The sequence below is a fragment of the Thermomonas beijingensis genome (genome assembly GCF_020034655.1).
In the GTDB taxonomy this organism is placed as follows: Bacteria; Pseudomonadota; Gammaproteobacteria; order Xanthomonadales; family Xanthomonadaceae; genus Thermomonas; species Thermomonas beijingensis.
The window spans coordinates 16941-37140 of record NZ_JAIQDJ010000004.1 but is presented as its reverse complement, the minus strand read 5'-3'; the positions used below and the strand labels follow the sequence as shown (position 1 = coordinate 37140).

The window sequence follows — 20200 nt, the reverse complement described above, 5'->3', positions numbered from 1 at the left end:
TCATTGCGGGCGGCGTAGACACCACACTTCGATATCGGGTGGCAACACCGCGAGGAGTGGCACCAGCAGTGTGATAGCCACTGTCAGCAGCAGCGCCTTGACGGCCGGCACATCGCGTGCGTAGCGAATCCGCGCATACAGTCCACGCACGGTCACCGCTGGCAGTCGGCTGCGTGCCTCCAACTCGAATCCCGCCTTGTGCGCCAGCAGCGTCAAATTGGTGGTTGCAAAATAGTGCACATGCGGCGATGGGAAGCCCCGCTGCCACATGCGGTCAAATGCGCCACTCAACCCAACTCGTGCCAACAGCACCGACAAGCGATACAAAAACCCACGGCTCGATGGTGCGTTGACGATCACACAGCCACCCGGCGCAAGATGTTGCCAACAAGCCACAAGCGTGGCATTGACGTTGGGAATGTGCTCCAACACATCGTTGAACACGATGACATCAAAGCACTCACTCGGCGCCAATGCATCCGGGAAAAACCCACTGCGCACCGTCAATCCACGTGCGCGGGTGGCCGCAGCAACGCCAGGGTCAGGCTCGATGCCAGTGACATCAAATCGCGACGCCGCGCATTCGATGAACCAGCCATGTGCGCATCCCACGTCCAACAGCCGCGGGGTGGATTCGGTTGCCGGCATCTGCAGCAATAACCACGCCAGCAAGCGTTCGAAGTTGGCCTGCCGCAAATGGGTAAGTCCCTGCTCGCGCGCAGCTTCGTCCAGATCGCCACCCGCAACTTGCTCAAGGATATGCGGCGTCAGCGTACTGCCCTCGTAATGGCAAGACGCACAACGCAGGTGCCAATGCCTTGACCCAACTGCCAGCGTGCTGCCGCAAGCAGGGCATACCATCACGTACGCACGCCCCATGCGGTGATCGCGATCCCGCACAAGATGACCGCCCCCCCCACCAGCACCTGCCAACGCAAGGCTTCACCCAGCACCACTGTCGCCAGCACAGGCACCAATAGAAATGCCAACCCGTAAAACGGAAACGCGAACGACAGTGGAACCCTCGTCAACACCAGCAGCCACAGCAAAGTCGCGATGGCATAGATCACTAGCGCACCCAGCAACGGCAACGACAACCAACTCATCGGCTGTTGCACCACCAGTTGCGTTGATGCGCTCTTGAACAGTACCTGTCCCAACGACAACAACACGATCGTGCCGAGGATCATCAGCACATTGACGGGGGTGAGGAATTCGGATTTGAACATGACAGCCATCGTCTCCTGCAATGAGACTGCTATTTGTAGATCCAATACCGGTACGCAAGAAAACTCACCCCTGCCAGCGCAACTTCCACGACAGGTTTGGCCAGCCATGCCCACTGCATGCCGGCATACGCATGAATGGCCTGCATGGCAATGGTGCTGATGGCGGTTACCACGATCCACGAGGATGCAAACCGCGCAAAACGCCGCCAGCCCAACCGGCTTCCTTGCGGGTCACGGAACGTGAACATGCCGTTCAGCATGTAGGCGATCCCTGCCCCGCTCAGGCGCGCCAGCAAATTTGCCGGTGCGGTGGCAATCCCGCACCAGGTCAACAACACGAAGCAACTCCAATCCACGACCAGTGCGAGCACGCCGACCACGCCATAGCTCACCCCCTGCTTGGCCAGCACGCGCAGACTCATCGCTGCCGTACCAGATGACCCTGCTGCTCGACAAAGCAGGACCCTTTTGCCGCCGCACACGGATCTCCCCCTTGCTGCAATACCGTCACTTGTACTTTGATGGTGTTGTCGGCATGCAAGATGCGCAATGCATCCCCAGAACCCCACGAGAACGGATCGAAATACGCTTCGGAGACTGCAATCGTCACCGGAGATGCCGGCGTGCCGTGCTGCACCAGCCGCGCATAGTCGTAATACAGGGTCTTGCTGTAGCTGCCCTTGATCAGCACGAAGTTGCGCGCATCGCGCAGGAAGCCGGTATGCACCGGCCAATACAACAGCAGCGCCACCGCAAATGTCAGCGCCATGCCCACGATACGGCGTCGCGGGAAGAGCGCGCACAGCGCGAGTGCAATGAAGAAATGCGGTACGTACAGGTACAGGGGATGCCGCTGCTTGCCCAGTAGCAGCACCGCTGCCATCAAAATTGCTGCGGACCCCAAGGCAGCTATTCCAACCCGGCTACACAATGCAATCATCAATACTGCGGCCGCAAACAGCAACCCGATACCCACATGGGTTTCGTTGCTGCCGGGCGTAAACGCATAGAACGCTTGTGCGAAATACCAGCCAATCCCCTCTAGAACACCTTGTGCAGATAACGACAAGCCGTAGCTGCTGCCCTCCAGTTTGCCTGCCTGCTGGCGATAAAGCTGCGCATAACAAACCAGCAACACCAGTGCCAATAAGGCGTGCGGCGCCAACCGCAGGCAGCGTTTGCGCCAGTCGTCGTGGCGCAACAGCAGCACATCCCAAAGCGCCAGCACCACCACCATGCCCAACGCGAATTCCTTGGTTCGGATCGCGGCCAGATGCAGCATCACCGATAAGCCCAACCACCACCATTTGCGCGTGCTGCCCAATACCGCCTGCTGGTAACTCAGTAACGTGCCCAACACCAAGGTTGCCCCCAGTAAATCGAACACTGCGCCGACCCAATGCACGGCGGTTAATGTCGAGAACCAACATGCCGACAACACTGCCGCGAGCGTCAACCGGTACGGATCCAACCATGGCCGAGCAAGCACAACCAGCAACGCCACGTTGATGGCATGCAAGCACCACCAAACCTGGTTCCATGCACCATGCCGGAGCCAGAACACCTCGTACAAGCCCCGAATCAGCAGCTCGCCTGCCGGCCTGTCGTTATAGATCGCAGTGGGCAGCAGGTGGATGCTGCTCCGCCATGGCCCAAATTGTGCACGCTCCAGCCAACCCCAATCATCGGCAAAGAAAAAATGCGCCGAATCCAGTATCCAGCGGTTGAACCACAAGGCCGCAATCACCGCGACCACCAATGGCAACCACTTTGCACGCCACGACAGCGGTGACCTTGCTTCAGCGACGAGCATGGCGCGAGGGCACATATTGCTTAGTGAAATAAAGTGGTCTGCCTTTGACCTCATTGAACATACGGCCGATGTACTCGCCCAACATGCCCAGTGCCGCCAACTGGATACCGCCAAGGAACAAGATCACGCACATCAACGATGGGTAGCCTTTCACCGGATCACCGTACAGCAGGGTTTTTGCAATCAGCACCGCCATCGCAACAAATGCCAGCATGGCCACGAGCAACCCCAAGTACGTCGCCAACTTAAGTGGGGCGATGGTGAACGAGGTGATGCCCTCGATTGCGAAATTCCACAATTTCCAGTAATTGAATTTGGTCTGCCCGGCAAGCCGGGGATCGCGATCGTACTCGACTGCGATCGACGGATAACCGATCCATGCGAACAAACCCTTCATGAATCGGTGCTGCTCACGCAACGCCCGCAATGCCTCTACTGCGCGGCGGCTGAGCAGACGAAAATCGCCCGTGTCCTGCGGGATCGCCACCCGTGACAACTTGCCAATCAAACGATAAAACCACGATGCACTGGCCTTTTTCAGCCACGTTTCACCATCGCGCTGACGGCGACGTGCATACACGTTGTCAAAGCCGGCGCGCCACTGTTCCAGCAAACGCGGAATCAATTCCGGCGGATCTTGCAAGTCGGCGTCGATCACCACCACCGCCTCGCCACGCACGTGGTCAAGCCCGGCAGCCATCGCGATTTCCTTGCCAAAGTTGCGGCTCAAATCGACCAAGGCCACATCCGGATCATCCGCGCATAATTGCTGCAGCCACTGCAGCGACCCATCGCTACTGCCATCGTTGACGTACACCACTTCATACGTATCAACACACGTGCGCAGCACCGCCGTCATGCGCCGGTGGAACTCGGGCAGCACTTCGATTTCGTTATACACGGGCACCAGCACACTGAGCACTGGTGCCCCCAGTGCGATGCTGCAACTTGCAGAATCCGGCTGCATGCCCTGCTTCGTCAGTTGCAGGGGGTAGCCTTGACCGTCAATTCGGCCAACGGCTTCTCGCTACCACGCTCGACCATGACGAACTTGGTATCCGGGAACACCCAATTTCCCGTGGTGGATTCGCCGCTTGCACCACCATTCAACCACAGCTTCTTCTCGCCTTTGGGATCAACCACGTAGATCGAAACTTCAGCAATTTTCTTGGCAGACACATCCCACTTCGCAGTCGAGGTAATCGCGCCATTTTCGGCATCGCAGATGCGGAATGAACCCGGGTTGATGGACAACGTGGCATCACCGATGGATGGCTGTACTTGTTTGGCAGGGGCGGCCACAGCCGTGGGTGCCGATGGCGCTGCCGTTGCATCAGCACTTGGAGCTGGCGGCGCCTCTTGACTGCAAGCGGCAACACCGACCAACAACATGGCTACTAGGAGGAACTTGGCATTCATGGCAAACCGTCTCCGGGAGGTTTTGTGCGAATGGAGGCCCCCGTACCAAGCCGGCGCGGATGCCAGTGTTTGAGCTTCAACGCGGGACGCTCCAGACACCACCAGGACACATAGCCCATGCAGGTCGCAAGCACCGCCGCCAGCGCGAAATTATGCCATGCACTGATCGCCGGCATCTTTGCCACCAACACCTGCTGCAACGGCCAACCCCACAAGTAGATGCCATACGATGGATCGCCCCATTGCTCCAACTTGCGCCACACCGGCGTGCGGTAGGCAAACCAGAAGCAGAAGTAGGCCAGCGCCAACGCAAACAGCCAAGGCATTGCTCGCGAACGCATCGACAAATACACCAGCAACAGCAACATCAGCATCGCCGTATGGCGAACGTGCAACCTGTCCTTGTGCAATTGAACGAGGATCCCGACCGCAAAAAAACCAGCCAATCGGAACCAGTCCGGATGCAGTGGGATGTATTCCGGACGGGTGATCCCCAATACCACCAGCAGCAACATACAGGCGGTGCCTAGCCAGCGTTGCGTGAGCAACCCAAACACCCCCAATGCGGCGGTCAGCACATACATGCGCATCTCGGCTGGCAAGGTCCAGATCGAGCCATTCACGGCATCGCGCATCTGCCCCTGGAATACACCCGGCAACTGCCAAGCCATATCTGAGCTGAACCGCAAGTTCTTCCACGCATAGGCCGCCACCGCAGGGTCGCGAAAATAATCGCCCATCGGTTGATTGGACAGCAATGGGCCGATGCCGTAAGCACACACCACCAGCACCAATGCGAATGCCGGAACGATCCGCAACAACCGTGCTTTGGTGAATTCCCACAAGTCGCCACGTACCAAATAACTGCCCGAGACCATGTAGCCGCTGATGACAAAAAACATCGCTACCGCCATATCACCGCTGTACATCGGCCAGCCACTACGGACAAACATGTCGCCCAAATCACCGGGCTTGGTCAACGCGAAACTGTGGCCGTAGATCACCGCCAGCGCGGCGAAAATCCGCAACAACAGGAAGTTGTCGCTGCGCCTGGCCAGATGTGCCGCGATACTGGTTTCGCCGTTGGCTGGTTGCAACGCACGCCCATCCGAGTGGCTTGATGGTTTGCTCATGGGTGGCATCCGTCAGCGACAGACATCGGCATCTCGACGGACGGCACGTTACTGAGCGCGATACGCGGTACGCTGGCGATATCGTGTGACAGAAACGCCAGCAGCAGTTGCAGGCCAATCAACACCGGCATTGCCGCCAACATGATCACGCCCGTGGCCGCGACCTGCCCCGTACTCACCGACAACCACCAATGCCAACCGCCGTACGCTACGCCAAACAGCAGCAGGCCAATTCCCGCCACCAATTCCAGCGATGCGGCAGACACGTCACGCAGAAAGTAATTGTAGAAAAGTCGCTTGGCGAAATTGCGAAGATGCTTGCCTAGAAATTCCGGCCACACCTTGCCGATGCGCAGGTTACTCACTTCATCGGCGTAGCGCGCATCCATCGGCACATCACGCACGACTGCGCGAAAAGTACCCAGGCGAAACAACATGTCCGACTCGAAAAAATAGCGCTCACTGATCCGATCAAGCGGTAGCATCGCCGCGACTTCCGCGGAAATTGCGGTATATCCGTTGGTGGGATCGAAGATATCCCAATAGCCGGTCGAGAACTTGTTCAAAAAGGACAGTGCGGCATTGCCCAGCATCCGTACCATCGGCATGCGGGTGATATAGCGCAAGTCGTAAAACCGGTTGCCCTTGCTGTAATCGGCGGCCCCCGACAGAATCGGTGAAACAAGGCGCGGCAACTGCGCCGGATCCATTTGCCCATCGCCGTCAAGTTTGACGATGATGGTGGCGCCCTGGGCAATCGCGCGACGGTAGCCACTGATGGCCGCGCCGCCCACACCAAGATTGTGGGCATGGAAAATCACATCCACCCGCGGGTCTGTGCAACGTGCCTGCACCACGGTACCGGAGCCTTCCGGACAAGCGTCATCCACCACATACACGCGCGTTACTTCCGGCCCGATACCGGCCAGTACACCCAGGATCTTGTCGGCGACGCGATAGCAAGGAATCACCACCGCGATTGCATGCGCACAATCTTGACCAGCACTCATCAATGGCTCCCAAATTGAAAATGACGGCGTGCTTCGTCACGCACGGTTTCCAACTGCCCCCGACAGATGCGCGCCTGTGAGTCTGCTGCAGCCCAAACCCGCACCGCACCTTCGGCATCAATGACCGCAAATCCACGCTGCTGCAAAGCGGTGCGCAGTGGCAAGGAAGGGGATTGCGTGGTCATTACATGCGAGCTGCCCAATACCGCGAATGTCTGCTGCCAACGCTGACCACTCGCATCCTCATCGGCCCAGGCGGCAGTGTTACCCACACGTGGATCCTGGATTTTCTTGGTGGTTACGGCACGCCCAGCGGCGGTTGCAGCGAACGGAGCGCGCTTGTCGGTCATCAGGATGCAGGCCTGTGGCGAAGCCATCAAAATCCGCCGCAACACCACGCGCTCCGGAGCACGGCTGGCTTCAATGGCGGCGCGTGCTGCAGGGCCTTGGCGCAGCAATAGCGCCCACACATCATCGTGCATGTACCACACCGTGGTCGGCACTAGCGCAAGATTAGCCACCAGCAACGCCGACAGCGCCACAGGAAAGAGCTTTGCCGGCAATGCTCGCGCCAATCCCAACACTCCGATCACCACCAGAATCGCGGTAGCCGGGAACACGTAGCGCAGATACTGGATCTGCAAAAACAATAGCAACCCAGTAGCTGCAAACCATACTGCGATGGCCCGTGATGCCGGTCGCCGCACAACTTCGATCACCAGCGCTGGAAGCAGCGCCAGCAAGGCAATCCCGAACGCACCCGGGTAGTGTTCGCCATAGCGATCGCTATGAAAGGTCATATCCCACAACGATCGCCAAGTCACCCCGGCCATCCAATGCTGGTCGATGAAATTGATCGTTGCAAAATACGGCGACTTGAAGCTTGCGTTGAATAGCGGAAACAGCGGGCTGCCGGTTACCCATGCCGCATAGACATAGCTGGATCCTCCCAACAACACCGTCAGCCCCAACATCGACAGCAACCAGCGCCATTGCCGTTGCTGCACCGCCAACCAAGCCAACCAGCCCAATGCGGGCAACACATACACGCCATTGCTTGCCTTCAAGCCAGCCAATAGCGCCAACAGTGCCGCCGTTGGCAGGAGCGGCGGGAGCGATCTACCCGACACCGCCAACATTGCGGCAAATCGCATCAGGACCGCTGCAGATGCGCCATCCACCTGCATGGTGGTGGTGAAATAGCCGGTCAATGGCAGACTCGCAAACAACGCCGCCGCCGCTAGCGCGACCCGTACCGATGCCCCCATGGCCCGCGCCAGTTGCCAAGCTCCCTGCACGCCCAGCAGTAGCCATAGCAAATCCACCGCCGCCCGCGCTTCAGATCCCGCGAGCATTGCCGCGATCGCATGCAGAATGTTGTTGCCCCAGGGTGCCAACGCCCAGACCTGGCCGGACACATCCAAATGAAAATAGCCATCCCGCAGCAACTGGTAGGGCAGGGTCAGATGGGTGGTGTTGTCGTCATAGCTCACGCTCGGCAACCACAACCCCAGTCCGGCCAGGCAGGTGACCACGACGGCTAATACCAGCCAGCTGCCGGCCTCTTGCTCCAACCCACGCCAGCCTTGCCACATGTCCTTGCAATGCGCCAGCACGGATTGATATCGCACTACACAGATCGCAACGGCAATGCCGCGATAGCCCATGCTGGTGTGGATCGGAAACGGCAGAAGCCAGCCGACCAATGCCACCAGTACCGCCAGTCCGATGACGATCCTGGATGCCGGTTCGGATGCCTGCTTTGCTCCCGGCGACCTTGGGGCAAGTGCTGCCGCACACAGCATCAGCAACAAACAGGCAAGCATCGTGGCGATTCCGGCGTAGGCCACCACGCCCAGCATCCCTGCCAAGGTCAACCATCGCGCTGGATGCCGCCAACCCGCATGGCCTGCCTGCGCATAGGTTACCCCCAGCATAGCGGTAACACTTGCAACGCCCAGCAGCCACCACCAGCTCGCATTGATTTCGGCAAACAAGCGCAGTCGCCAAGCCAACGCAAGCACCAGCAGCACCGCCCCGCTGGTGACCGTTGCGATCAGCGCACGTTGTGCCATGGATTCGCGCATCACAAATCGCTCAGGCCGTGTATCGAAGCATCACGCTTCACTGTGCCCCGCCGCTCAACGACAGGGGTGATGGATGACGACATGGGTCGCAAGCTCCTTTCCGGTGGCAGCATCAAGTAGATGAAATTGCATTCCCTGCGCGACCCAGTTCCCTGTGGTTGCCTCGCCGTTGGCCCCTCCTTGTGCGAACAACTTCCGCACCGAATGGGGATCCTCGCTGATTTCCAGCGTCACCCGAGTGATGGCGGCGTCGGTCACCTGCCAGTGTATTTTCGCCGCGATCTTCGCCAATGGGTCACACCCTGGAATGACATCTGGTTTGACTTGCAATGTGGCCCCAGGCATCGCTGTCGAACCGACGACTGACGGCGCGGCCACCGTGCCAGTAGTCGCTGCCGAATCGGTACGAGCACCGATATCCTTGGCGCGCAGCGGCTGGTAGTCGGCCGGCACCGGTAGATGGTCTTGCGGCAAGCTCACCAGCTTGCTGCAGCCCACAAGCATGTAAAGCGCAACTGCACCCACAACCCCGCGTATACCACGCCCCATGCTCACCCCCCCAAGCTACCCGTCACGATACTGCCACACCCCTTGCGGTTGCCGCTTATGCTGCTCGTATCGTTCGCCCCGACGCCTTCGCCAGCTGTGCATCCAGTACCCGCCATAGCGCAGCTTGCGAATATTCCGCTTCGATAAAGTCGATGCCCGCGCGCGAGGTGGCACACCAATGCGCGTCATCCTCCAACAGGCGGCAGATATTGTCCGCCAACACGGCTGGGGCATCGGCATGCGGCAGAAACTCCGCGCCAGCCAGCCCCTGCACGCCGACCGAGGTCGTCACCATCGGCAGGCCGTGGCACATGCTTTCCAGTACTTTGCCCTTCATTCCGCCGCCAAACCGCAGTGGTGCGATGGCAACGCGGCAACGTGCGTAGTAGCCGGCCAATTCGGCGTCGCTGACATACCCGGTCACATGCACTTGCGCACTGGCCAGCGCGGTCACTGCGGCTGCCGGGTTCGAGCCTACCAGATGCAAATGCACCTGCGGGTGACGCTGCTGCACAAGTGGCAAAATTTGCTGCACCAACCACGTTGCGGCATCCACATTCGGCGGGTGCGCGAAACCGGCCACGAACAAAATGTCGCGGCGCATGGCCAAGCTGGCAGTTTGATCGCCAGCGACATCGGCATAGCCATACAGCGGGATGGTGTAAGCCTGCGCCTTGCCCGCATGCGCGTGCAGCCATTGGCTGACGTGCGTGGTTTCTTCATCGGAGGGATACAACACCACATCGGCATCGCGCCACATCGCCCATTCCATATCGCGAAACCGCAGCATCTCGGCCTGCACGGTGGCATCGTGCTGCAACTGCAATTGCTGCTGCATGCGCAGATGGTGGATATCGTGCCCGTAGTACAGCACGCGTGCGGCGCTGTGGCGGCGCAATGGCACGACATAATTCACCGAAATATGCGGGCGGTTGAGTATGGCCACATCCAGATAGCGGCCATTGTCGGCGATCCATGCGTCGAATTTCCCGGCGTATTCGGCTCCGTGCAGCACTTCCACACCCAATTGCTGCAGGGCCGGTGTGTAGCCTGGATCGAAATGCAGATTGTCCGGCCAGAATTTGACGTTGCAGCCGTGCGCCACCAATTGTTCAAGTACCTGCCAGGTCGCGCGCGAGCCAGCATCGCGGTCGGGCTGCGGCACGTAATGATCTACCACCAACACAGTCTGGCGCTTGAACTGGCCACGATCACGCGCCAAAAACACCTGCTCGGCGTTGGCAAAATGCCCCGCCTCCAGCACGCTGCGCCAACGCTCAAAAAATACCTGCGCATTGCGCACTTGATATGCCTTGATGCCAGCACCGGTGTCGGTGCCATTGGACACACCTTCGTGATGTACCACCCGCGACGCCGGTTGCAGATAGACCTGCAAACCCGCCTCGCGGATGCGGAACGCAAGGTCGGTGTCTTCGTAATAGGCCGGCACATAACGCTCATCAAAGCCGCCCAACTGGCTCCACAATGCCCGCGGCAGCAAGATCGCCGCGCCTGACACGTAATCCACCGGCTTCACGTAACCGTAGATGGCGCGCGCCGGGTCATCCAGCCGGCCGAAATTCCATGCGCTGCCATCGCGCCACACAATGCCGCCGGCTTCCTGCAATCGACCATCGGGATAGATCAGTTTCGCTCCTGCCATGCCGGCATCGGCGTGCCGGGCAAACACATCCAGCAACGCATCCAGCCAACCCGGCTGCACCTCGGTGTCGTTGTTGAGCAGACACACGTATTCACCCCGTGCCAGCGTCAACGCCTGGTTGCACGAACGCAAAAAACCGAGGTTTTGCGAATTCTCGTGGTAACGCAGACCCGGCACATCGCGCAGCGCTTGCATCTGGGCATCACCGGAAGCATCTTCCAACACCAGCACTTCAAAACTCGCCGTATCGCCACTGCGCAACAGCGCTTGCAGGCAACGGGCGGTGTAATCCAATTTGCCGTAGGTGGGGATCACAATACTGACTTTGGGTGCATCCAGCTGCGGGAACACCAATCCCTGCAACAACCTGCTGATATCCAGCGTGACTGCCTCATTACCCGGTGTTGCCGGCGCCAGTACAGCCGCCGCAACTTGCAACCGTGGCACCGGTGGTTGCGGTAAGACGGGTTCTGCCGCAACACCACGCAGTTTGGCCAATAGACGCCGCAACGGACGCATTAATTTCCAACTGGTGGATGTCAGGATGCTGCGTGAAGTCTGCTCCAACTGGCTGGCATACGCTTCGCTGTCTTGGCGTGCGGCGCGTTCGCAGGCCAACGCTTGCTGGCCATGCACCACTTCGGCATCGCGCTGTTCAAGCGCGCTTTGCAAGCTACGCTGCTGCATGGTCAACTGGCCCAACTGATCCAGTGTGTCCTGTTGCTGTTGCTGCAGCGTTGCCAGCTGCGCACCACGCTCATCAAGCTGGGTTTGCAGTGCCTGCGCAAGAGCAAGATTTTCCACGCGCCCAGCTTCGCTTTGCGCATGCAGACTTCGCGCATCGTCCAGTTCGACTTGCAGCGAACCTGCCCACTTGGAACGTTCTTCATGCTCGGCTTGCAGCTTGCGATGCAGCAGCTGCAATGCACCCAATTCCTGCAGCAAGGACTGCGCCCAATGCGCCTTTTCATCGCGGTCGCGTTCGGCATTGGTATACAACACTTGCAGGACATCGATTTCGCCCTGCAAGGACTGCGCCCAGCTCGCTTTATCGTCGCGATCGGCTTCGGCCTGCTGATACAAGCCCTGCAATGCTGTCAGCTCGCCCTGCAAGGACTGCGCCCAGCTCGCTTTATCGTCGCGATCGGCTTCGGCCTGCTGATACAAGCCCTGCAATGCTGTCAGCTCGCCCTGCAAGGACTGCGCCCAGCTCGCTTTATCGTCGCGATCGGCTTCGGCCTGCTGATACAAGCCCTGCAATGTTGTCAGCTCGCCCTGCAAGGACTGCGCCCACGCCACCGCCTGTGCATGCTCATGGGTCAATTCACCGTGCCGCTGATGCAGTGCATGCAAGTCGTCATCCAACTGGCGTGACCACTGCCCTTGCATATCCAACTGCCCACGCATGGCGTCTGCATCCCGCTGCAACTGTTGCGCGTGGTTGCGGCTAGTTGCCAGCAACTCCGCATACGCGTCGACTAACGGCGCTAACGGTTGCATGTGTGCCGCAAAGGCATGCTCTATCCGGATACTGGCCGCTGGCTCGGGGAGCGTAGTCAGTAGCGGCAGCAGCGCCATCGCTGCAGCACTGTCTGCGGTGTCTGCCGTTTGGTGGTGGCGCAATTGCGGGTCAAGGAAAGCATCTATTTGACGGGCAACATCCGCGCTCGCGTGCAGCTCGACCCCCAACACTTGTGCAACCCTCTGCAGCTGTGTCCGCCAATCTGCCAGCAGCGCATCGTAACGCAACAACACTCGTCGACAGCCGCTGCTGGCGTGTACCGACTCCAGCAAATAGCGCGCCCACAGCAATTCGCCAATGGCAGGCGGCAAGCCATCTCGCCGTGCCAGCGAACCCACCACTTCCTTTGGTGGGCGCGACACCAACACCACGCGCAGCGCTACGCCGCAGCGTTCCAGCACACGCTGCCACAACGGCAGCAGACGACACAGGCGCGGGTCTTTGACCGCCCACAGCGAAACACCGGCAAAGTCGCGCTGCACGATCGCAACCAGCGCATCGAATGCCGTTTGCGCAGCCGCCGATGCCAGCCAATTGTCCGGCAATGGCCGCGGGTCATCCCAAGTGCGCTCCAGCGCAGCCAGCAAGCGCTCGTGCACCGCCACCACATCGGCATGCTCCCAGAACCCGGACGGGTTATCCGGGCCGGCCGGCATCAGGTTCTCTCCCAATGCCACGCCGTGCAGATTGAGCACACGTGTGAATGCCGAGGTGCCGCTGCGGTGCATCCCCAGCACCAACAAGGCTACTGGGGAAACCGTTACCGCCTGTATTTTTTTTACCTTGGCCATGCCACAGCAGTACGCAGGATCAATTCGGTTTCGCTACCGACGCAGGGAGCGGCGTAGCGGGTTGCGGCACTGCTGGCGCAGCTTTGAGAGGAGGCATCGCCGGTGACAAATCGAGCAACTCGAAGCGCTGACTCAACGAGCGGGTTAGTTCCGCCGTCTGATCATCGGATTCAAGGATATACGGCACGATCATCAGCACCATCTCGGTGCGATTGGTGCCATGGGTCTGCGACTTGAACAGGTTACCGAGAATCGGTACATCCTTGAGGAAGGGCACACCGCTATCCCCGGTGGTGCGGCGCTGGGACATCAGCCCGCCGATCAAGATCGCGCTGCCATCGCGCAGATTCAAACTGGTGGAGACCGATCGGTTGAAGATCGCCGGCGAATTGACCGACGAATCGGACCCTACCGGCAATGCTTCACTGACCTCCTGGCGCAGCTCGATATCGACCCGGTCATCCGAATACACCACCGGCTTGATGTTCAGCAGGATGCCGGTCTTGCGGTATTGGATGCTTTGGATGATGCCGGTGTTCCCGCCGGTCTGAATACCGGAGGTTGCCTGCGCGCTGATGGTGGGTACTTCGGTGCCAACATCGATACTCGCATCTTCGCCACTCTTCACCATCAAGCGCGGGGTGGACAGTACGGTGATGCGGTTCTTGCTGGCCAACGCGGTCAAGGTGGCGCGGGTTTCGCCGCCAATATCCAGCAAGTAACTCAAGCCAGATCCGCCGGTGGCTGCGGCCAATTTGCCGGAACTGATATTGCCGTTGAACTTGCCCAAGTCCGCATTGTGGGCCAACCACGACACCCCGAATTGCTGGTCGTCGGTCAACGTCACTTCCGCCACGGTGACTTCAATCATCACTTGCCGTGGCGCCTTGTCCATCTGCTGGATCAAGGGCAACAGCCGCCCCCAATCGGTAGCGCTGCCTTGGAAAATGACCGCATTGCGCGGCTCATCCAAGGTCAGTTTGCCACCGCTGAGATCACCACCCGATGTACTGCCCGAGGCCGTACTGGTGGCGGCAGCGGCGGGTGCAGCGATTTGCCCCACTTTGCTGCCATCGATGGCGTCGCGATCACTGCCTTTGCCACTCGATGAATTACCGCGAATTCCGGTGATGGTCTTGACCAACTCCGATGCTCGCGTGTTCTTCACCATGTAGTAGAACAGGCCATCGGTTCCGGCGGTGGGGTTGGGTTTGTCGATACTGCGCGCCCAGTCGATGGCGTGCTGCAAAATCTTGCGGTCGGACGAAAACACCAACACCGTATTGGCGGCACTGACCGGCAACACCAGGATGGCGGCACTGCCGCCACCGCCACTGGCATACACCGAGGCACCATAGCCTTCGGCGCTGAGTACATCAACCAAACGCTTGGACAATTCATCGGCCGATACAAACGCCGGCTCCAACCGCGCACTGGCACGCCCACGCATATACGGCTGATCAAACACCTTGATCGCGTCCAGCGCCTGCCGCACCAACTCCGGGCGCCCCATCAGCAACACCGCATTGCGGCTGTTGTCCGGCTGGATGCTCAACGCTTCGGATGATTTGAAGGCAACATTCAACAGGCTGATCACGTCGTTGACGCGCACTGATTGCAATTCCACCAGTTGAAATACCGGCCGATGACTGATCGGTACAGCGGGCAATGCACGCCCACTGACCACCAGCGGCGGCACGATGCCGGCCCCATCACGGGCGCGACTGAAGAACACCGTGCCGGAACTGAAATCGGTGGCCACGCCATAGTTGCGCAATACCTGTACCGCCAACCGATAAAACTCTTTCGGTGACTGCGGGCCTGCAGTGCGCAATGTAACCAGATCATTCATCTTCGAGACTTGCACATCCATCTGGAAACCCGCGCCCAGAATCTGTCCGAAGAATTCATTGATGAAGGCCGGAACCGGCATCCCTTCGATATTCACATTCACCGCGCCACCTTTCAGCGGCGGCATCGGTTCGCCTTGCACACCGGACACACTGGCCGCGCCACTCTCTGGAATGGCAGGGGTTTCGCCGACCGACAATGCCTGACGTGGCGGTGACGCGGCATTTTGTCCGAGCAATGCAGCCGCTTCCTGCTGCGTGCGGGTCGCGGTCGGCAACGGCTCAGGCAACACCAGGCGTGGCGTCGTGCAGGCGCCGGTCAACAGTGCGATACCGGTGGCAGCAAGGAGGGGACGGAGATTGTTCATGCCAGAGACTTGCCTGAAATTTGACGATATGAGGATGACGATTGGGCACCGTTACGCGGTGCTGTTGTGCCTTGGGGTGGCTTGCTTGGCGGCTCCACCGGTGCCACTGGTGCACTTGGCATGACCACAGTCGGCTTGTCGGTACCCGCAGCTGGTGTAACAGGTTTGCCATCCGGACCAATGCACCCTTCAGGGTCGGGGTGCACGCTGTTTTGATACAACGACTTCACCCGCTTGCAGTCATCCTTGGTAACCCAGATGCGGTCACGAGTGACGGCGTTGAGCACGGCACCATCGGGTAGTTTTTCGCCAACCCTCACCCAGGTTTGCACGGGCTGACCTTGCTTGCCGGCCTCGCTCACCGACACCTGCACCACAGGGCTGGTAACGATTCCGGTCAGCGTCCACGTCGCCTGTTTTTTCTCGGCACCACGCTGGCCTGGCATCAGCAAATCACCCCAAAACTTGGCGCTGCGCACCGCTTGATAAGTGTTGTCACTGAAACGCTTGAGCGCCTGTGCATTGGGTAGCGACCATGTGGCTTCCTCCGCCTTGGGCGGATCGGCGGCGCGGATCGGCAGAAACAAGCCCACCACGGTACCCATGATCGCGCCCGCCACCACCGCAACCGGCATGGGTTTGCGCTGCAACAGATCAACCAGCGCCATTGCTTGCCCCCTGCGGCTTACCTGTGCCCACGCGGTAATACGCCGCCAGCGTCAGCGACATATTGGGCAGTCCTTGCACGAAAGTGAAGGACAACTCTTCCACCGTGACCAAGCGGTCTGAATCTTCCAGACGGCGCAAAATTTCCAGCATCTGCGGCTGGCTGAGGACACCGCGCAAGGTCACCGGAATTTTCCATACGCCTGGCTGGCCAGTGACTTCTGCCGGCGGCCGCGCCTCACTGGTCAACTTATTGCCAAACGCCGTCATCAACTGCCGCACCATCGTCTGCGCTTCTGCTTGCGCAAGGCCGATGGTGGCTGCATTCGGAATTTCCGCCTGCAACGCTTTTTCCGCTGCCTTGGCATTTTGCGCGCGCCCCAACCAGTGTTCCTGTCCGGCCAATGCACTCATTTTGTAGAGCTGCAATGTGCGCTGCTGATATTGCGCATGCAGATCGCTGCGCCAATCCATCAGCACCAGACACAGATAGAGGAACCCCACTGCAGCGGCGGCCATCACCCCGATGCGCAGCCGCAGATTGCCGCGCCATTCTTCGCGCATCCCGCGCAAACGCACACTCGCCATGCCCGCACTCATTTGCCTGACCCCTTGCCGGATGCGCGCACCACATGCGCCTTGACGACCACGCTATTGGGCTGTTTGCCCAATTCCGCAGTGACATCCGTAAACCGTTTCGAAGCCTCCCAGGCCGTCACTATCGCGCGCGGATCGGGGTTGACCATGCGTGCCGTGACTTCCAGCGTGCGCGCATCGGGCACCTTCCATTCCAGCAATTGCCACTGCCCGCGCATCAAGCCTGAGACCAGCCCCATCAATTCGATCTGTCCGGCCGGCGGGCGCAACGCCAACCGCGCATCAATCGCGGCACGCGCTTGCAATGCGTCATCGCGGGCGGTGATGATTTTATCCAGCACTTGTTCCTGCTCTGCGATTTGCTTGTCAACCTGCCAAATCGAGATTTTCAGCGCCACCACCCCCACCAGCAGCGCCATCAACACCGCCGTTGCAATGCCGGCTGCCGCCAATGCCAAATAGCCGCGGTAGTGGCCAAAGGCTTCGCGAATATCCGGGCTGCCCGACGCCGCCCACGGCTGTGCCTGCAATTCCGACACCAGGATGTCCGGGGCGGCAGCGGCTGGTGACAGCCCGGCACCACGCCGAAATTCGTTCCACTCGGCCAATTCTGGCAGTTCGCTCCACCAGCGCGACGCCACCATCACGTTGTCGCGCCAGACCCGGCCTTCCAGCCCTTCATCCAGTTGCACCAGCTGTTCACCGCTGACTTGCGGTGCACCACGGAACATCGATTCGGGTAACACTCGGCGGGGTTGCGGCAACTCCATGCCGTCGGGCCCAGCCAGCACCCGCCCACGCGACCATGCCCACGCCATTGCACGGTCACCCACCCACTCCACATGCGATTGGGTGTCGGCAAACGGCGACCAGCGCGCCAGTGCCATCTCCACGAAGCCTTTGCGCTTGCGGGCAGGTACGGCAGCGCCATCCAGTACCGTGTAGGCACACAGATGCCGCGCCAGCAGCCATTCCTGGCCATTGCCGCCTTCGCTCAGCTGACGCAGGCCATTACTGCCGCGCAGCCACCGGCTTGCGGAAAAGCCGCGAACGAACCGGTTCAGCAACGACATCCGTTGCCGGGGCTTGGGATTGGATAAGCTCATAGTCCTCACGCCAGGGGCGACCCTTGTCCTCGATCGGGGTCATCGACCAATGCATCAATGTCACCTGTCCCCCATGCGAAGGCCACAGCTTCAAAGTGCCAGACGCCGCAGGATACACGGCCACCGGGGCCTCCATCGACTTTTCCAGTCCGATGAACTCAGAAAACGCCACCGCGCTCAGGAACGGTTGAACTTTGCGGAACGCAATGGCGCGCGCCGCTTTCTCCGCATCCATGCCGTCAATCGTCAGCAATACCCGCGCCGGGGCCGTATTTACATTGATGATGGAGGCCGGCTCCACCGTCAGTGTCGAGGTGATTTCGGCCGGGCTCAAGAACGACAAGGCCTGCTGCCAGCCAATCACCCGCATCAACTCCATCGGCGTGGCCACTGGCAGATTGGTTGGCGGTGCCATCCCTGCGGCAATGTAGCCTTCGGCTTCCATACTGTTGAGCCGGTACAAATTGTCGCGATCCTGATAGTCCATCAAGCGATTGAACAGCGCGCCTGCCGACACTGGCCGTGGCTGCCCCCCTTGCGCCAATAGTTTTTCCAGCTTGTCAGGGGGGTTCCAGTTCACCCCGAACAGGCCGTAATCGTCTTGCAAGGCAAAACGTGCGCCGCCTAAACCTTGGTTGGCGCGACCGTCCAGCGCCACTTCATTGCCAATCGGCAACCACGACTCCAGATCGGCATCACTGACCGCCGGGCGCACGCCATCCTCACCGCCGGAAACCATGTTATCCACGGTCAGCCCGCCCAAGGTCATGCGTTGGGTGCTGAGCAGATACAGCGCGGTTGCACGGGTGCTATCCATGTCCAACGCGTCCTGCATCGCCTGTGCCCGCTGCCGTGACTGTTCCAGCAAGCGCGAGGTGACTGCCGCGATGGAGCCGGCCAACAGGCCCAGTACCACCAGCATGGCCAACACCAGCACCAGCACGAACCCGGATTGGTGACGATGCCCCTTCATTCCATGGTCTGCTCATCGCCATACAAGCGCTTGGGTGGCAGCAACGGGCCCAACACTGCTGCCAGTTGCGACACGCCATCACCGCGCCCCTCGCGCACCAGCCCGATCAGCGCCGGCAAGCCTTCGGGGTCAATCAAGCCCAACTGCGGCGGCCAGCGATCGGTCTGCTTCAAGGTCGCATCGACATAAATGAAATGCGCCCCGGCAGCACCCTGCAAAGGCAAGCTCCAGCGCTCCTTGCCGGCCTCCGCATACACCACTTCGGTGCCGCCATCGCTGGTCTTGCGCAGGCTCCACGCGATTTGTGTGGGCGTGCCTTCCTGCGCATACAACGGGTTCAACGTGGTGCCGGAAAACTGCTCGGCGCTGCCATCCAAATGCAATTTGGGCGCGGCATACAGGCCATGCACACTGTCGCGGAACCACGATTGGAACAAGGCCTGGCGGTCGATCAGCCCGGCCTGCGCTTGCACCCGTTCCCGCGCCACCCGATAGCTGCCCAGCATCTGGAACATCAGCATGGTGGCGAACGAAATCAACACCAGCGTCACCAGCATCTCCATCAAGGTGAAGCCAGCCACGGCATTGCGGCGTTGCACGATGCGCCTGATCACATGTCCACCGGCGTGGCCATCACCTGCTTCCAACCCACTTGCCGCACCTGGAACGTTTGCAGCAACTGGCCATTGCGCGACACCCGCACGCTGACCTCGTACAGGCCCACCACGAAAATTCCTGGCCGCCCCGACTGCACCACATTCGGCTTGGCCGGCTCCAACAGTGCACTGATCCAGCTGACTTTCAAATCCCCCACCTGACGCTCCCCAACCGGGGTATCCATCGGGTTGGTGCGCCGAATCAGATCCAGCGCCGAGTGCATGGTCAGCTCCAATTGCTGCCGCGCACGGATTCGGTCAAGGGTGATGATATTGGTGGACAACCAGCCATACAGCGCCAGTGCCCCCATGGTGAACACCACCAGCGCCACGATGGCTTCCAGCAAGGTAAAGCCGGCTTGCGCGCGCCGCATCACGGCGTAATCACCGGATCACAGAACGGTGCCGTAACCTTGATGTTGCGCACGCCGTAGGTATTGCCCACGGCCAGCTCGCCAGCGCTGCACACGCCACTACCCGCTACCGTCATCGCGGTGGGTGCCGTCAGCGTCCAACCGTCCTCAATGGTCAATGGCGGGGGTTTGGATGCCAGTGTTTTATCGTCGATGACAATCGTTTTGCCATTGGCCCGCGCCACGCCGGGCAGTGCGCGAATCTGGTCGAGCACTGCATCCATCGCCGCCTGTCGGCGCCAACTGTCGATGCCATGCAGCATCGATGGCACCACCATCGCCGTGACCAAGCCCAACAGCGCCAGCACCACGATCATTTCCAGCAAGGTAAACCCGGCGTGACGCATCGTTGCCG

The 20200-nt window shown here is 60.1% G+C and carries 19 protein-coding genes; all 19 read right to left on the bottom strand.

Annotated elements, in window-relative coordinates:
* Nucleotides 1-879, bottom strand: a complete 879-nt coding sequence (locus tag K7B09_RS08855; protein WP_223629099.1) for a class I SAM-dependent methyltransferase — start codon at nt 877-879, stop codon at nt 1-3.
* Complete coding sequence (locus K7B09_RS08850) at nt 861-1229, bottom strand: EamA family transporter (protein WP_223629098.1); 369 nt, start codon at nt 1227-1229, stop codon at nt 861-863. Before K7B09_RS08850 ends, K7B09_RS08855 begins: the two co-directional genes overlap by 19 nt.
* A 29-nt stretch (nt 1230-1258) precedes the next feature.
* Entirely contained in the window at nt 1259-1651 is a 393-nt protein-coding gene (locus K7B09_RS08845) for a GtrA family protein (protein ID WP_223629097.1), read from the bottom strand.
* The gene (locus K7B09_RS08840) at nt 1648-3042 is read right to left on the bottom strand and encodes a hypothetical protein (protein ID WP_223629096.1); all 1395 of its coding nucleotides are present in this window, start codon (nt 3040-3042) and stop codon (nt 1648-1650) included. Before K7B09_RS08840 ends, K7B09_RS08845 begins: the two co-directional genes overlap by 4 nt.
* A complete protein-coding gene (locus K7B09_RS08835; RefSeq protein WP_223629095.1) occupies nt 3029-4009 on the bottom strand; it encodes a glycosyltransferase family 2 protein in 981 nt (326 codons plus the stop codon). Before K7B09_RS08835 ends, K7B09_RS08840 begins: the two co-directional genes overlap by 14 nt.
* A gap of 11 nt (nt 4010-4020) precedes the next feature.
* Nucleotides 4021-4461, bottom strand: a complete 441-nt coding sequence (locus K7B09_RS08830) for a hypothetical protein (RefSeq protein WP_223629094.1) — start codon at nt 4459-4461, stop codon at nt 4021-4023.
* Complete coding sequence (locus K7B09_RS08825) at nt 4458-5594, bottom strand: acyltransferase family protein (RefSeq protein ID WP_223629093.1); 1137 nt, start codon at nt 5592-5594, stop codon at nt 4458-4460. The genes K7B09_RS08830 and K7B09_RS08825 overlap by 4 nt, the downstream gene beginning before the upstream one ends.
* Nucleotides 5591-6604: a glycosyltransferase family 2 protein gene (locus K7B09_RS08820; protein ID WP_223629092.1), complete on the bottom strand. Its 1014-nt coding sequence runs from the start codon at nt 6602-6604 to the stop codon at nt 5591-5593. The genes K7B09_RS08825 and K7B09_RS08820 overlap by 4 nt, the downstream gene beginning before the upstream one ends.
* Nucleotides 6604-8691 carry a hypothetical protein gene (locus K7B09_RS08815; protein WP_223629091.1) on the bottom strand — a complete coding sequence of 696 codons (2088 nt, stop codon included), beginning with the start codon at nt 8689-8691 and terminating at the stop codon, nt 6604-6606. Before K7B09_RS08815 ends, K7B09_RS08820 begins: the two co-directional genes overlap by 1 nt.
* Before the next feature lie 54 nt (nt 8692-8745).
* Nucleotides 8746-9165 carry a hypothetical protein gene (locus tag K7B09_RS08810; RefSeq protein WP_223629090.1) on the bottom strand — a complete coding sequence of 140 codons (420 nt, stop codon included), beginning with the start codon at nt 9163-9165 and terminating at the stop codon, nt 8746-8748.
* Between the two features lie 130 nt (nt 9166-9295).
* Complete coding sequence (locus K7B09_RS08805) at nt 9296-13216, bottom strand: glycosyltransferase (RefSeq protein ID WP_223629089.1); 3921 nt, start codon at nt 13214-13216, stop codon at nt 9296-9298.
* A gap of 19 nt (nt 13217-13235) precedes the next feature.
* Nucleotides 13236-15434: a type II secretion system protein GspD gene (locus K7B09_RS08800; RefSeq protein ID WP_223629088.1), complete on the bottom strand. Its 2199-nt coding sequence runs from the start codon at nt 15432-15434 to the stop codon at nt 13236-13238.
* Nucleotides 15431-16102, bottom strand: coding sequence for a hypothetical protein (locus K7B09_RS08795; protein WP_223629087.1), 672 nt, complete (start codon nt 16100-16102; stop codon nt 15431-15433). The genes K7B09_RS08800 and K7B09_RS08795 overlap by 4 nt, the downstream gene beginning before the upstream one ends.
* Nucleotides 16089-16700 (bottom strand): GspMb/PilO family protein, encoded by a 612-nt coding sequence (locus K7B09_RS08790; RefSeq protein WP_223629086.1) that lies wholly within the window; start codon nt 16698-16700, stop codon nt 16089-16091. Before K7B09_RS08790 ends, K7B09_RS08795 begins: the two co-directional genes overlap by 14 nt.
* A complete protein-coding gene (locus K7B09_RS08785; RefSeq protein ID WP_223629085.1) occupies nt 16697-17803 on the bottom strand; it encodes a hypothetical protein in 1107 nt (368 codons plus the stop codon). Before K7B09_RS08785 ends, K7B09_RS08790 begins: the two co-directional genes overlap by 4 nt.
* The gene (locus K7B09_RS08780; RefSeq protein WP_223629084.1) at nt 17709-18776 is read right to left on the bottom strand and encodes a type II secretion system protein GspK; all 1068 of its coding nucleotides are present in this window, start codon (nt 18774-18776) and stop codon (nt 17709-17711) included. The genes K7B09_RS08785 and K7B09_RS08780 overlap by 95 nt, the downstream gene beginning before the upstream one ends.
* Nucleotides 18773-19390, bottom strand: a complete 618-nt coding sequence (locus K7B09_RS08775) for a PulJ/GspJ family protein (protein ID WP_223629083.1) — start codon at nt 19388-19390, stop codon at nt 18773-18775. Before K7B09_RS08775 ends, K7B09_RS08780 begins: the two co-directional genes overlap by 4 nt.
* Complete coding sequence (locus K7B09_RS08770) at nt 19387-19806, bottom strand: PulJ/GspJ family protein (RefSeq protein WP_223629082.1); 420 nt, start codon at nt 19804-19806, stop codon at nt 19387-19389. Before K7B09_RS08770 ends, K7B09_RS08775 begins: the two co-directional genes overlap by 4 nt.
* Nucleotides 19806-20192: a pilus assembly FimT family protein gene (locus K7B09_RS08765; RefSeq protein ID WP_223629081.1), complete on the bottom strand. Its 387-nt coding sequence runs from the start codon at nt 20190-20192 to the stop codon at nt 19806-19808. Before K7B09_RS08765 ends, K7B09_RS08770 begins: the two co-directional genes overlap by 1 nt.
* Nucleotides 20193-20200 lie beyond the last annotated feature (8 nt).